Source organism: Nocardia sp. NPDC057663, assembly GCF_042799895.1.
Lineage (GTDB): Bacteria > Actinomycetota > Actinomycetes > Mycobacteriales > Mycobacteriaceae > Nocardia.
This window is the reverse complement of sequence record NZ_JBHVHX010000002.1, coordinates 1-13,155: the sequence shown is the minus strand read 5'-3', so window position 1 is coordinate 13,155 and position 13,155 is coordinate 1. Positions and strand designations below refer to the sequence as shown.

The 13,155-nt window shown below is 68.5% G+C and carries 14 protein-coding genes, 2 tRNA genes and 1 pseudogene; 12 read left to right on the top strand and 5 right to left on the bottom strand.

Annotated features, from left to right (window positions below):
* The 3 genes from cmrA to ACFVAV_RS04735 all read left to right on the top strand — a co-directional run bounded on the left by cmrA (position 1) and on the right by ACFVAV_RS04735 (position 2,749).
* Entirely contained in the window at positions 1-804 is an 804-nt protein-coding gene (cmrA, locus tag ACFVAV_RS04745) for a mycolate reductase (RefSeq protein ID WP_379030050.1), read from the top strand.
* Positions 805-957: 153 nt separating this feature from the next.
* Entirely contained in the window at positions 958-2,259 is a 1,302-nt protein-coding gene (locus tag ACFVAV_RS04740) for a diaminopimelate decarboxylase family protein (RefSeq protein WP_379030047.1), read from the top strand.
* A gap of 133 nt (positions 2,260-2,392) precedes the next feature.
* Entirely contained in the window at positions 2,393-2,749 is a 357-nt protein-coding gene (locus ACFVAV_RS04735) for a hypothetical protein (protein ID WP_379030044.1), read from the top strand.
* 11 nt (positions 2,750-2,760) lie between these two features.
* Here the strand turns inward: ACFVAV_RS04735 and ACFVAV_RS04730 are convergent, their stop codons facing one another.
* Positions 2,761-4,419 carry a helicase HerA-like domain-containing protein gene (locus ACFVAV_RS04730; RefSeq protein ID WP_379030041.1) on the bottom strand — a complete coding sequence of 553 codons (1,659 nt, stop codon included), beginning with the start codon at positions 4,417-4,419 and terminating at the stop codon, positions 2,761-2,763.
* Between the two features lie 101 nt (positions 4,420-4,520).
* Here ACFVAV_RS04730 and orn point away from each other — a divergent pair, with 101 nt between their 5' ends.
* The 3 genes from orn to ACFVAV_RS04715 all read left to right on the top strand — a co-directional run bounded on the left by orn (position 4,521) and on the right by ACFVAV_RS04715 (position 6,724).
* Positions 4,521-5,159, top strand: a complete 639-nt coding sequence (gene orn, locus ACFVAV_RS04725; RefSeq protein WP_379030038.1) for an oligoribonuclease — start codon at positions 4,521-4,523, stop codon at positions 5,157-5,159.
* 55 nt (positions 5,160-5,214) lie between these two features.
* A tRNA-His gene (locus ACFVAV_RS04720) sits at positions 5,215-5,287 on the top strand.
* A gap of 126 nt (positions 5,288-5,413) precedes the next feature.
* The gene (locus ACFVAV_RS04715; protein ID WP_379030036.1) at positions 5,414-6,724 is read left to right on the top strand and encodes an FAD-binding oxidoreductase; all 1,311 of its coding nucleotides are present in this window, start codon (positions 5,414-5,416) and stop codon (positions 6,722-6,724) included.
* An 89-nt stretch (positions 6,725-6,813) separates the two neighbouring features.
* Here ACFVAV_RS04715 and ACFVAV_RS04710 read toward each other — a convergent pair whose 3' ends face one another.
* Positions 6,814-7,341 carry a CGNR zinc finger domain-containing protein gene (locus tag ACFVAV_RS04710; protein ID WP_379030033.1) on the bottom strand — a complete coding sequence of 176 codons (528 nt, stop codon included), beginning with the start codon at positions 7,339-7,341 and terminating at the stop codon, positions 6,814-6,816.
* A 25-nt stretch (positions 7,342-7,366) separates the two neighbouring features.
* Between ACFVAV_RS04710 and ACFVAV_RS04705 the strand changes: the two genes are divergently transcribed.
* Together ACFVAV_RS04705 and ACFVAV_RS04700 are read left to right on the top strand one after the other, a co-directional pair.
* The gene (locus tag ACFVAV_RS04705; RefSeq protein WP_379030030.1) at positions 7,367-7,543 is read left to right on the top strand and encodes a hypothetical protein; all 177 of its coding nucleotides are present in this window, start codon (positions 7,367-7,369) and stop codon (positions 7,541-7,543) included.
* A gap of 109 nt (positions 7,544-7,652) precedes the next feature.
* On the top strand, positions 7,653-8,006 hold the full coding sequence (locus ACFVAV_RS04700; RefSeq protein ID WP_379030027.1) for a hypothetical protein: 354 nt from the start codon (positions 7,653-7,655) through the stop codon (positions 8,004-8,006).
* Positions 8,007-8,093: 87 nt separating this feature from the next.
* Here the strand turns inward: ACFVAV_RS04700 and ACFVAV_RS04695 are convergent, their stop codons facing one another.
* Positions 8,094-9,302: an Ig-like domain-containing protein gene (locus ACFVAV_RS04695; protein WP_379030024.1), complete on the bottom strand. Its 1,209-nt coding sequence runs from the start codon at positions 9,300-9,302 to the stop codon at positions 8,094-8,096.
* A 355-nt stretch (positions 9,303-9,657) separates the two neighbouring features.
* Here ACFVAV_RS04695 and ACFVAV_RS04690 point away from each other — a divergent pair.
* From ACFVAV_RS04690 to ACFVAV_RS04680, 3 genes are all read left to right on the top strand, one after another.
* A tRNA-Lys gene (locus ACFVAV_RS04690) sits at positions 9,658-9,730 on the top strand.
* A 620-nt stretch (positions 9,731-10,350) separates the two neighbouring features.
* Positions 10,351-10,998, top strand: a complete 648-nt coding sequence (locus ACFVAV_RS04685; protein WP_379030022.1) for a transglycosylase SLT domain-containing protein — start codon at positions 10,351-10,353, stop codon at positions 10,996-10,998.
* Positions 10,999-11,072: 74 nt separating this feature from the next.
* Entirely contained in the window at positions 11,073-11,417 is a 345-nt protein-coding gene (locus ACFVAV_RS04680; protein ID WP_379030019.1) for a hypothetical protein, read from the top strand.
* A gap of 10 nt (positions 11,418-11,427) precedes the next feature.
* On the opposite strand, the gene ACFVAV_RS04675 is transcribed toward ACFVAV_RS04680, so the two are convergent.
* Positions 11,428-12,048: a LysE/ArgO family amino acid transporter gene (locus ACFVAV_RS04675; RefSeq protein ID WP_379030016.1), complete on the bottom strand. Its 621-nt coding sequence runs from the start codon at positions 12,046-12,048 to the stop codon at positions 11,428-11,430.
* A gap of 72 nt (positions 12,049-12,120) precedes the next feature.
* Between ACFVAV_RS04675 and ACFVAV_RS04670 the strand changes: the two genes are divergently transcribed.
* Positions 12,121-13,017, top strand: coding sequence for a LysR family transcriptional regulator ArgP (locus ACFVAV_RS04670; protein ID WP_379030013.1), 897 nt, complete (start codon positions 12,121-12,123; stop codon positions 13,015-13,017).
* Positions 13,018-13,050: 33 nt separating this feature from the next.
* Here ACFVAV_RS04670 and ACFVAV_RS04665 read toward each other — a convergent pair.
* Positions 13,051-13,155 (bottom strand): annotated as a pseudogene (locus ACFVAV_RS04665) (alpha/beta hydrolase); the annotation flags it as partial.

Below are 13,155 nucleotides of genomic sequence, written 5' to 3'. Positions count from 1 at the left end.
GTGAGCTTGCCCTCCCCCACTGCAGACAATCGTGCCGTCGTCACCGGCGCGTCCTCCGGCATCGGCACCGCACTGGCCGCCGAACTGGCCGGGCGCGGTTACTCGCTGATCCTGGTCGCCCGGCGCGGTGAGATCCTCACCGAACTGGCCCAGCGGCTGACGCTGGCGCACGGGATCACCGCCGAGGTGCGCGCGGTCGACCTCGCCGATCGCACGCAGCGGGCCGGCCTGGTCGACGAACTCGCGGTGCGCGATATCGCGATCCTGTGCAACAACGCGGGCATCGCCACCTTCGGCCCGGTGGCCGAGCTGGACTTCGCCTACGAGCGTATGCAGATGGAACTCAACGCCACCGCCGTGCACGACCTGACCCTGGCCGTGCTGCCGGGCATGATCGAGCGCAAAGCGGGCGGCATCCTGATCAGCGGCTCGGCCGCGGGCAACATGCCGATCCCGAACAACGCCACCTACGCGGCGTCGAAGGCGTTCGCGAACACCTTCTCCGAGTCGCTGCGCGGCGAGCTCAAGGGCAGCGGCGTCAATGTCACTCTGCTGGCGCCCGGTCCGGTGCGCACCGAAACCCCGGCGCCCGAGGACGAGTCGATCGTCGACAAGATGGTCCCCGATTTCCTCTGGGTCTCCTCGGAATACACCGCCAAGGTCTCCATCGACGCGCTGGCCCGCAACAAGATGCGCATCGTGCCCGGCCTGATCAGCAAGGGCATGAGCGTCGCGGGCAACTACGGCCCGCGCGCGGTGACCGCCCCGATCGCGGGCGCGTTCTACAAGAAGCTGGGCAGCTGACACCCTCCTGGCGGGCCGCCACGTCAGCAACCCGTCAGGAACGTCGTCCAGGTGGTCAAGGACCCGTAAACAACGAGTTCAGCGGCCCGCGAGCGGCGTAGTCCTGGAATCGGCCCCGCAATCGGAGCGCGGGGGCGTCCCCAGGAGACCACCGTGACGTTGCTCGACATCTTCCCGTCGTTGCGTGCGACCACCGTGCCGCGGCTCGACCCCGCGGTCTGGCCGGCCGACACCCACTACGACCACGACGGCCGGATCACCCTCGGCGCGGTGGCGCTCGCCGATCTCGCCGACCAGTTCGGCACTCCGGTCCACGTGGTCGACGAAGCCGAGGTGCGCGAACGCTGCCGCGCCTACCGCAAGTACTTTCCCGACGCCGAGATCGTCTACGCGGGCACCGCGTTGATGGTCGGCGCGGTGGCGCGCTGGGTCGCCGACGAAGGCCTGTCCGTGCAGGTCGGGTCCGCGGGCGAACTGTCGGTGGCGCTGGCCGCCGGCATCGAACCGCGCCGGATCGTGCTGCACGGCAACGGCAAGACCTTCGACGAACTGCAGTCCGCCGTGGCCTGCGGCGTCGGCCGCATCGTGATCGGCTCGCTCACCGAGATCACCTTGCTCGCCGCGCTGGCGACCGCACCGCAGCAGGTGCTGCTGCGCGTCGAGCCCGGCATCGAGGTGCCCGGCGGCCCCCAGTTCGGTTTCCCGCTCCGCGGCGATTCGTTCGAGACCGCCGTCGCCAGGATCGCCACCCAGCCGAACCTGCAGCTCATCGGACTGCATTGCCATCTCGGCGCGCAGATCCACAACCCCGACCACTACGGCGAGGCGATCCGCCGGATGATCGGCGAGATGGCCTGGATCGACAACGAATACGGCCTGCTGCTCACCCATCTCGACATCGGCGGCGGGCACGCGGTGGCCTACCGCAGCGGTGACGCCGAGCTCAACCTGCCCGAGCTCGCCGACATCCTCGACGACGCACTGGACGCGGCCTGCGCGCGGCACCGCTTCCCCCGCCCCGCGCTCACCATGGAACCCGGGCGGGCGATCGTCGCCAGGGCCGGCGTCACCCTGTATCGGGTGCTGGCCGTCACCGAGACCGCCGACGGTGGGACCAGGGTGATCGTCGACGGCGGCGGCTGCGGCCAGGGCGGCGGTCACGGCGGCGCTGTCGTGGTCAACCGGCACCCGATCGGCGCGCAGCTGACCGCGTCCATCGCGGGCAGGCACAGCGAATCCGGGCAGCTCATCGCCACCGGTGTGCGTCTGCCCGCGGATCTGCGCCCGGGGGAAGTCATCGCCGTGCCGTGCACCGGCGCCTACCACCACGGGCTGGCCTCGACCTACCGCACCGTCGGCAGGCCGCCGATCGTCGCCGTCGCCGACGGCCGTGCCACTCAGTTGCTGCGCCGGGAAACGACCGCCGATCTGCTGATGCGCGAACTCGCCGAATAAGGGGGGATTTCCGCCGCCACCGGTCTGGTGGCGGCACCGTCGCGCGCCTAGTATCAGATAAGTCGGGGAAAATCAACCCAACTCGACAGACGGCGCGCCGAGTCCGATGACGAGCGCGCCGGAAAAGGCAGCCATGAAGATCTACAGAACGCGTGAGGTCGGCGTGCGCCGGCTACTCATGAGCATGGCGATTGCCGGTGTGGCAGTCACCTTCCCGCTGGCAACGGCGACCCCAGCACTCGCCCTGCCCGCCGCCGTCCCCGACCTGGTACAGACCGACCGCGGACGGTGCAACGACTGGAACCGCGGCTACGGCTACGACCGCTGCGACCGCAACTACCGCTGTGACTACAACTGCGACCGCAACTACCGCTGTGACAACGACTGGTACGGCCGTGGCTATGACCGCTGTGACCGCGGCCACGGCGGCGGCTACGGCGGCTACGGCTGGAACAACTGGTTCCCCTGGGGCTGGTTCGGCAGCAGCTGAGCCGGACTCCGCTAGCGCCGCCGGGTGCCGAAGATACTGCGACTGATCTCGCGACCGGCGGCGCTCGCTGCTGAGCGCAGGAAGCTTTTCACCGCCGGGTTCTTCATGATCCGCTCGGCCGCCGAGTCCTCTTCCTGCGGTGCCTGCGAGCGGCCCGGCGCCTGCGGCATCTCGGGCGTCGGCGCGGCCGCGGCCACACTGGCCAGCAACATCTCGTAGGCCGACTCCCGGTCGATGCTCTGCCCGTACTTGCCCTGCAGGGCGCTCGACAGCGCCTTGGACTTGATGGTGTCGTCGCCGATGGTGTCCATCAGCGAGCGCGGCGGCGCGATCTTGGTCCAGGCGACCGGTGTCGGCGCGCCCTTCTCCGAGAGCACGGTGACGATCGCCTCACCGGTGCCCAGCGAGGTCAGCGCCTCCTCCAGGTCGTAGACCGTCGACTTCGGATAGGTCCGCACCGTCTTCGACAGCGCCTTCTGATCGTCGGGGGTGAAGGCGCGCAGCGCGTGCTGGATCCGGGCGCCGAGCTGGGACAGCACCGGATTCGGGATGTCGGTGGGCAACTGGGTGCAGAAGAACACGCCGACGCCCTTGGACCGGATCAGCTTCACCGTCTGCTCGACCTGCTGCAGGAACGCCTTGGACGCGTCGGCGAACAGCAGATGCGCCTCGTCGAAGATGAAGATCAGCTTCGGCTTGTCGACGTCACCGACCTCGGGCAGCGTCTGGAACAGGTCTGCGAGCACCCACATCAGGAAGGTGGAGAACAGCACCGGCCGCGCCGCCTGCTGGCCGAGCTCGAACAGCGTGATCACGCCCTGCCCGCCCGCGGTGCGCAGCAGATCGGCCGGGTCGAGTTCGGGTTCGCCGAAGAACGTGTCGCCGCCCTCGGCCTCCAGATTCACCAGGGCGCGCAGGATCACGCCCGCGGTCTGCGCCGAGACACCGCCGATGCCCTTGAGATCTTCCTTGCCCTCTGGGCTGGTGAGATGGGTGATCACCGCGCGCAGATCCTTCAGATCCAGCAGTGCGAGGCCACGCTGGTCGGCCCAGTGGAAGATGAGCCCGAGCGTGGATTCCTGTGTGTCGTTGAGGCCGAGCACCTTGCTGAGCAGGATCGGGCCGAACGAGGTGATCGTCGCCCGGATCGGCACGCCGATGCCACCGGTGCCGAGCGACACGAACTCGGTGGGGAAACCACTCGGCGCCCAGTCGCTCGCGCCGGTCTCGGCGGCGCGGCTGCGGATCTTCTCGTTGTCCTCGCCCGGTTCGCTCAGCCCCGACAGGTCGCCCTTCACGTCGGCCATCACCACGGGAACGCCCGCGCGGGACAGCTGTTCGGCGATGCCCTGCAGCGTCTTGGTCTTGCCGGTGCCGGTGGCGCCGGCGACGAGTCCGTGCCGGTTCATCATCCGCAGCGGAATGCGCACGCGCGCCGCGGGATCCGCCGCACCGTCGACCATCACCGTGCCGAGCTCGAGCGCCGGTCCGTCGAACGCGTAACCCGCCGCGATCTCCCCGGCCTCGCCGGCTGCCGCAGCTGGTTCGGTGCCCGCGGCGGCGGCTTCCTGTTCGGCCGCTTCCGCTGCCGCGGCCGCTTCGGCGGCGACCCGCGCGGCCTCCTCGGCCGCCTTGCGTGCCGCTGCCGCCTTCTCCTGGGGAGTGGTCATTCGCGCGTCCTCCGTCTGGTCATCACTGCCGTACGCAAGAAATGCTCGAAACGTCTGCGGGGAATTCCAAGCAAACTGTATCGCCCGTTAGGGTGGCTCAGGTGTCCGACAAACTCTTGGTCTGGATGGATTGCGAGATGACGGGGCTCCGTCTCGACAGCGACAAGCTGATCGAGATCGCCGCGCTCGTGACCGACAGCGACCTGAACATCCTCGGTGACGGTGTCGACATCGTCATCCACGCCGACGACGCCGCACTCGCCTGCATGCCACCTGTCGTTGCCGACATGCACGCGAAATCCGGTCTCACCGAAGAGGTTCGGCGTTCCACCGTGACCCTCGAGCAGGCGCAGGCCGAAGTGCTCGACTACATCCGCCAATACGCGCCCACCGCGCGCACGGTGCCGCTGTGCGGTAACTCGATCGCCACCGACCGCGGCTTCATCGCCCGCGACATGCCCGAACTCGACGAGCACCTGCACTACCGGATGGTCGACGTCAGCTCGATCAAGGAGCTGTGCCGGCGCTGGTACCCGCGGATCTACTTCGGCCAGCCGGAGAAGGGCCTCGCGCACCGCGCCCTGGCCGATATCAAGGAATCCATCCGCGAGCTCGAGTACTACCGCCGCACCGCGTTCGTGCCGCTGCCCGGACCCTCCACCACGGAGATCGCGGCCGTCGCCGAAGCCGTCACCGAGGCCATCGACGTGACCGGATCAAGCCCCCGACCAGCGGATTAGGGCTTGGGGGCTGAGACAAGCTAGTATTTACCGCGCCGGTGAATAACCGGCAATGGTGACTGTAGTTCAGTTGGTAGAGCACCAGGTTGTGATCCTGGCTGTCGCGGGTTCGAGTCCCGTCAGTCACCCCGAACAGAAGGACCGGTCCGCGAGGACCGGTCCTTCTGCGTTTCACCGGGACTGGCATGGATGTCACAGTCGCCGGTCCTCCGTCGTCGACTCGGTAGACAACCGAGAGAAATGAGGATTCGGCCATGGGTATCGACGAACTGCGCGGCGCCGTCCGCGGGACGGTGTTCCTGCCGGGCGACCAGGGCTTCGAACAGGCGGCCCGGCCGTGGAACGTGGCGGTGACCCAGTCGGTCGCCGCCGTCGTCGAGGTCGCCGACGCCGACGACATCGCCGGCGTCGTGCGCTACGCCCGCCGCGCCGGTCGCACGGTGGTGACCCAGCCGACCGGCCACGGCGCGACCGGCGACATCGAAGACGCCGTCCTCATCCGCACCGGCAAGCTCGACAGCATCACGATCGACCCCGACCGGCGCCTGGCGCGCGTCGGTTCCGGCTCCCAGTGGGGACGGGTGCAATCCGCGGCCGCCGCGCACGGCCTGTCCGGCCTGGCGGGCAGCAACCCTGTCGTCGGTGTGACCGGATACACCCTGGGCGGCGGGTTCGGCTGGCTGGCCCGCGCGCACGGCTGGGCGGCGAACGCGGTCCGCGCGATCGATCTCGTCGACGCCGCGGGCGAACGAACCAGGGTGACCGCGGAATCCGATCCCGAACTGTTCTGGGCGCTGCGTGGCGGTGGCGGCGACTTCGGGATCGTCACCGCCCTCGAGTTCGACCTCGTCGAGCTGCCCCAGCTCTACGGCGGCCGGGTGAGCTGGCCCGCCGAGCAGACCCGCGCGGTGTTCGAGATGTTCACCGCGCTCACCACCGATGCGCCCGCCGAGCTGTCGGTGTGGTTGCAGCGCTATCAGCTGCCCGGCGCGGCGCCGACGGTCGCCATCGACTTCGCCTACCTCGGCGACCCGGCCGAAGGCCGTGCCCTGACCCGCATCCTCGATACCCTCCCCGGCACACTCGCCGACACCCGTGGCGCCATGACGCCGGACCAGATCGGCACCATCACGGCCGAGCCCACCGATCCGAGCCCGTCCCTGTCGCGCGGCGAACTGCTCACCGATCTCGGCGACGCGGTCGTGAAGACGATCATCGACGCACCGGTGGCCCCGCTGCTCAACATCCAGATCCGCGGCCTCGGCGGCGCGCTGGCCCGGAGCGGCCCGGACGACGGCGCGCGCGGAAAGGTCACCGAGCCCTACGCCCTCTACCTGCTCGGTCTCGGCCTGCCGCACCTGATCGATGACGTCACCGCCGGTTTCGCCACGATCCTGGACGGACTCGGCCCGCACATCACCGGCGCCAAGCCCTACACCTTCCTCGCGCCCGGCGAATCGGCGAGCGCGGCATTCGACCCGGCGACGCTGACCCGGCTCCGCCAGATCAAGCGGGCACGCGACCCGCACAACGTCCTGCGCGCCAATTTCCCTGTGCTGGAGTGACACCGGCCCGGCGACACGACCCTCCCGGCGCCGGGTGACATCGGCCCGTCACCCGGCAATGCGCCAAGCCTGGCGCCGGGCCGGAACTGTCACCCGGCGGCGCGGCCGGCCCGGTGCCTGCGCACGGCCGACCGGTTCGCACAGGCGGGGCTACAGAAACGCTGCCTGCCATTGCGCGAGGTGTCGGCATACACCCGCGCGCACCCCTCGGCCGCGCACTCGCCGAGCCGGTCCATGCCCAGCCCGGTCAGGTGCAGCGCGCTGCCGACGGTGATCAGCGCGGCGATCTGGCGATCGGTCGGTACCCCCGGGTCACGGAAATGCAGGTGCCAACCGTCACCCGCGTGATCGGTCAGGCGGGGCGCCGACGCGTACTCGGCCAGCAGCGCGTTGAGCAGCGCCGCGCGTTCGGTCCGATCCGCGCCGCACGCCACCACTCGCCGCCAGCGCGCCAGAAACGCCGTCACCGACGCCAGATCGGCGGCCGTCGGCGCACAGGACAGCACCAGTCCCGCCGCCGCACAGCGCCGCCCCAGCTCCGCGGCGCTCCCACACGGTTCGTTGAGCAGGTCGACCCCGAGCTGCACCGGCTCCCGTCCGTAATGGTTGTAATGCACAATGCCATTACAACAGACTCGAAGCATGAACAGCCACATCACGCACACCTGGCGGATCGAGTCCTGCCACCGGACGAGCGAGGGCCTCATCGCCTATCAACGGTGCCGCTGCGGGGCCCGGCGGGTCGTCGTCGGCGACCCCGGCGTCAGCATCTCGGCCGAACTCCACGGCGACGATCACGGGCTCGCCGCCACGGCGTAGCTCGCAGGCGGCCAGAGCCATGACGAACGTCACGTTTGCCCGCTACACTCTGGACCACTGCCCAGATGTGGGGCATATCTCGTCAGAGTTCGACCGGAAAGACCCCTTGATGAAGCGTTCCACCGTCGTCGCGGCCCTCGCGGCCGCCACCGCGCTCGGCCCGATCGCGGGGACCGCGGCGGCCGAGTCGCCCGGCCTGCCCCTGTCCCCGTATGTCGCCGCCGCGCCGACGGCCACCGGCGATTTCGGCCTGCCGACCGAACAGCCCGAGTCCGGCTCGGCGCAGAGCGGCTCCACCACCGGCGTCGAGACCACCGGATCCTCCGGCACCGGCTCGGCCGGCCTGCCCAATCTGGACCGGCTGCTGTTCGGCGGACGCATCCTGTGCGGCGCACTCGGCAGCGCACTGGCTGTCGCGGGCGAGGCAATGATGGACTGCAGCGACCTGCCGACACCCGCCTGAACCACCGTTCAAAAGCAAAGGGCCACCGGATGTTCCGGTGGCCCTTTGCTTTTTATGCGGATGAAACGCGCGAATCAGGCGCGCTGATCAGGCAGCGTCGGCGTTGCCCGCCTTCCATTCCGGCCACGGAATGTTCCAGTCGCCCAGACCGTCGACACCGGACAGGGTGCCGCCGACAGTGTTCTTGATGATCGTGATGTCACCACGCTTGGCGTTCTCGTACACCCAGCGCGCGTTCGCCGGGCTCAGGTTCAGGCAGCCGTGGCTGGCGTTGGAGTAGCCCTGCTGCCCGATCGACCACGGCGCCGAGTGGAAGAAGATGCCGCTGTAGGAGATTCGCGTCGCGTAGTCGACCGGAGTGCGGTAGCCGTCCGGCGAGCTCACCGAGACGCCGTAGGTCGAGGAGTCCATGATGATCTTCTCGTGCCGGTCGCTGACGATGTAGATGCCGTTGTCGGTGGGCGTGCTGTCCTTGCCCATCGAGGTCGGCATCGTCATGATCACCTGGCCGTTGCGCTCCACCGTCACCTGGTGGGTGTTGTCGTCGGCGGTGAAGATCTGCGCGTCACCGACGGTGAAGAACGAGTGGATGTTGTCCTGGCCGTAGAGCCCCTTGCCGAGGTCCTTGCCGTAGACGTTCACGTCGATGGTCACCTTGGTGCCCGGCGCCCAGAAATTCTCCGGCCGCCACCGCACTTCGCGATTGTTCACCCAGTAGAAGGCGCCCTCGACCGCGGGTTCGGTGGTGATCTTGATGGCGTCCTGCGCGGCCCGCCGATCGGGGATGTTCTCGTCGAACTGGATGGCCACCGGCTGGCCGATGCCGACCACCTCGCCCTCGCCGGGAAGCAGGTAGGGCTTGGTCTGGCTGTTCGGCGAGCTCGTGGTGAAGCTCAGGGTCGACGAGTTCACCCCGCCGAGACCGATCGCCGACGCCGTCAGGTTGTAGGTCTTGCCGTAGCCGAGCACCTCGGTGGTCGCCCAGGAGCGGCCGTCGCCGGCCAGCTGCCCGGAGACCGGACGGCCTTCCTTGTTCGTGAGCGTGACCTCGGTGAACTTGCCGTCCTCGACCTGGAAAGCCATCGGCATGCCGGGCGAGACACCGACCTGCCCGTCCTTGATCGTCGACACCAGCTTCGGCTTGATCAGCTCGGTGATCGGGTTGCGGTCGATCGCGACCTCGACCCCAGCCCCCTCCGCCGCCGAGCACGCCGACGCCCCCAGCGCGAACACCGCAAGCAGTGCCACCGGAACGATCGTCCGCAGCGACCGAGGTCGCCCCCGCTTCATACCCATGTCAACCCCGTTTCCGTACCGACGCAATCACGTGTGTGCGCCGCAGATCCCACCGACGCCTATCGTTCGTGCCATCCGCGTCGACGGGGGCGACCGAGATCGTCGTCCCGCCATTCTGCCAGCCCGCCCGGTCGTGACCAACGGGATAGCCCCCCGCGACACGACCAAGTCACAATCGTTAGATACGCGTCGGCCCCCCGATCGTTAACAACTCGAACAGGCTCGCATTGTCGCTGGTCAGAGCCCGATTTCACTTTCCGGCCCCAAGCCTGTTAATGTTTGTTCCGCACCGGAGAGCGGGGCGAACGGAGAAGCCGAGAGGCTCTCTCCTAGAGTCGCGATCCGAGCAAACCAAGCGCCATTAGCTCAATTGGCAGAGCAGCTGACTCTTAATCAGCGGGTTCGGGGTTCGAGTCCCTGATGGCGCACAACAGACCGCATCCCGGCAGTTACCGAAACTGCCGGGATGCGGTCTTTCTGCGTCAGGTCTTCACGTTCGACAACGGTCACGATGTCGTTATCAAACCGACCTGGACAGCGCCGCGGTACGCCACCGCAGTCCCGATCCGGACACGCTGGAGCTGCGCAAATGATCGTGAAACCAGATTTGGGCAAACTTTTTCTGTGACGCGCGGCACACCCGAAACAGCGGCAAACCCCCTGCATAGATAACGATTCTGCAACTGCCCGGGGAAGCAACCAAGATCGTCAGCGTTTGCCGTTCAGATTCCGTTCACCTTGTGTTAACCCGTCGTGACCATTCTGCAATCAGGTCACAAACAGACCTGCGGTTTGGTTAGCCCCGAGGTATCCAACTTCCGGAGCACGAGAACCGAACAGCGCGTGGTCTCCCCGCAGCCAGCTGTGGAGCACCGTGCGACGCGCGGACCGCCATCGAGCGAGTCCGACCCCGACAGCGTCGCACATTCCCATACAGACAGAAACAACACATCGCCTGACCGGCGTGCGCCGCTGCGCGCGCTGCGCGATCCACCGAGCCCCTACCAGGGCCTGCGTCGCCAGACAGAGATGAAGGAACAGAAAAGCCATGCTCAACAAAGACAAGCTCAGCACCGTTATCGGCCGTCGTTCGCGCCGTGAGGCGTTCACCGTGGCGGTCGCCGCGGTCGGTCTGGTCGCCGTAGCCGCGTCCTCCGCCGTCTCCTTCGCCGACGACAGCGTGCCCGAGCGTGCAGCCATGGTCGTCGAGCAGGCGGCGAGCATCCCCGCCGTCGCCGCCGCCCCCGCCCCCGCCATCGAGGCGATCCCCGCCCCGGCCCCCGCGCCGGAGGCCGCTCCCGCTCCCGCCCCCGCGCCTGCTCCCGAGGCCGCCCCGGCCCCGATGCCCGAGCCCGCTCCCGCCCCGCCGGTGTACGCGGACAACCTCGACGGCTGGATCCGTGAGGCCCTCGACATCATGGCCGCCAAGGGCATCCCCGGCAGCTACGAGGGCATCCACCGCAACATCATGCGCGAGTCGACCGGTAACCCCCAGGCGATCAACCTGTGGGACTCCAACGCCGCGATGGGCATCCCCTCCAAGGGCCTGCTCCAGGTGATCGACCCGACCTTCGCCGCGTACCACGTCGAGGGCACCCCGTTCGACGTCTGGAACCCGGTTTCCAACATCGTCGCGGCCTGCAACTACGCCGCGCACCGCTACGGCTCGATGGACAACGTCAACAGCGCCTACTGAGCCTCCTGACGGGTCAACGCCCGCGCCCCGGTCACCGCCGACCGGAGCGCGGGCGTTCGTCGTAGAATCGACCCGTGCCAGACAGCGCCGATCAGGCACCCGATCACGCGCATTCCGACGCGGCCACCGCGAGCCGGGCCACCAAGGCCCGCCGTCTGGCCGGCTACGCCTGGTCCCGCGATATCCGCGGTGCCGAACTCCTCGACCTGCCCGCGTCCACCCTGCGCAAACTGGCCAGGGCCGCCGACACCAATCCCCCCAGCACCGGCGAGACCTGGCAGGCGGTCGCGGACCTGCTCGACCAGAAGGACGCCTGGGCGGCCCGCAACCCCGACCACGCCGCCGCGGTGCGCACGCACGCGGACGAGAAGCTGCTCTGGGTGAAACCACCCTTCAAACCGTGGGCCGCCGAGTCCTGAGCGGGCACTGTCAGGAGACGACGAGGCCGACCGCCAGCGCAAGCATGATCACCGCGATCAGCGAATCGAGAACGCGCCATGCGGCAGGACGCTCGAACAGCGGTCCCAGGCGCCGCGCGCCGTAACCCAGCGCCAGGAACCAGACGACACTGGCGACCATCGCGCCCGCGGCAAGGAACCAGCGATCCGGACTCGCGTAGGTGCTCGCGAAAGAACCGAGCAGCACGACCGTGTCCAGGTACACGTGCGGATTGAGCCAGGTCAGGGCCAGGCAGGTGAGCACCGAGGCGCCGACGGCCACCGAGGCGCCCGCGGCTTCGGCGATCAGCGCCGACGAACTCATCGCACGTCGCATCGCCAGCACCGCGTACCCGATCAGGAAGGCCGCGCCCGCGTACCGGGCGACGGTCAGGAGGGCGGGCACCGCCTCGACGACGGTCCCGAAGCCCGCCACCCCCGCCGCGATCAGCACGATGTCAGAGACGGCACAGACCGCGATCACCGGCAGCACGTGCTGACCGCGCACGCCTTGACGCAGCACGAAGGCGTTCTGCGCGCCGATCGCCACGATGAGGGAGAGCCCGAAGCCCAATCCGGAGAGGGCGGCCAGTGCCGCGGAAGATGCCGTCACGTCTTTCGACGTTAAGAGACCATCAATTTTCAGGCCAGCTAATGATTCTTCACTACCATTAGAATTGCTTACGTGGATCTGCAACTGGACCAGTTGCGCGCGCTCGACGCGGTACTCACCGAGGGCACCTTCGAGGCAGCGGCGCGGCGATTGAACGTCACCCCGTCGGCGATCAGCCAGCGGATCAAGGCACTGGAGGAATCGGCGGGCCGCATCCTGGTGCAGCGCTCGAAACCGGTGCGCGCCACCGAATCCGGGCTCGCGGTGTTGCGGCTGGCGCGTCAGGTCGAGTTGCTCACCGGTGACACCGCCCGCGAACTCGGCGACACCGATCGGCCCGCGGGCCGCCCCGCCAGGATTCCGATCGCCGTCAACGCCGATTCGCTGGAGACCTGGGTGATGCCCGCCCTGGCCAAGGTGCGCGGCCGGATCTACTTCGAACTGCACCGCGAGGACGAGGAACACACCACCCGGTTGCTCCGCGACGGCACGGTGATGGCGGCGATCACCGCGACGGCGACTCCGGTGCAGGGCTGCAAGGTCGAACCGCTCGGCGCCATGCGGTACCAGCCACTCGCGACCCCCGATTTCGCGCAGTACTGGTTCCCCGACGGCGCGCGCCCCGGTTCGTACGCGGACGTGCCGATGATCCAGTTCGACCGCAAGGACGACCTGCAATTCCGGCATGTCCGCAGCCAGTCGTCCCGGCCGATCGATCCCCCGACGCATTTCGTGCCGTCCTCCAACGCCTTCGGCGATGCGGTGCGGCTCGGCATGGGCTGGGGCATGCTGCCTGATCTGCAAACCGAAAAAGACAGGGCCGCAGGAACTCTCGTCAATCTCAACGGCCGGTCCCACATCGACGTGCCGCTGTACTGGCAGCAGTGGAAGCTCGACTCCCCAGCACTGAGCGCCGCGGCGGAAGTCATCGCGGCAGCCGCGGCGGACAAGCTGATCCAGCCCTCCTGAACCGGAGTCAGGTTGCTCGATCGGGATGGGTGATCAAGCGGCGGAGAGGAATCCGACGAGAACGCGATTGATCTCGTCGGGCTGTTCGAGGTAGCCGTAGTGCCCGCAGCGCTCGATCTCGGCGTAGCGGGCGCCCGG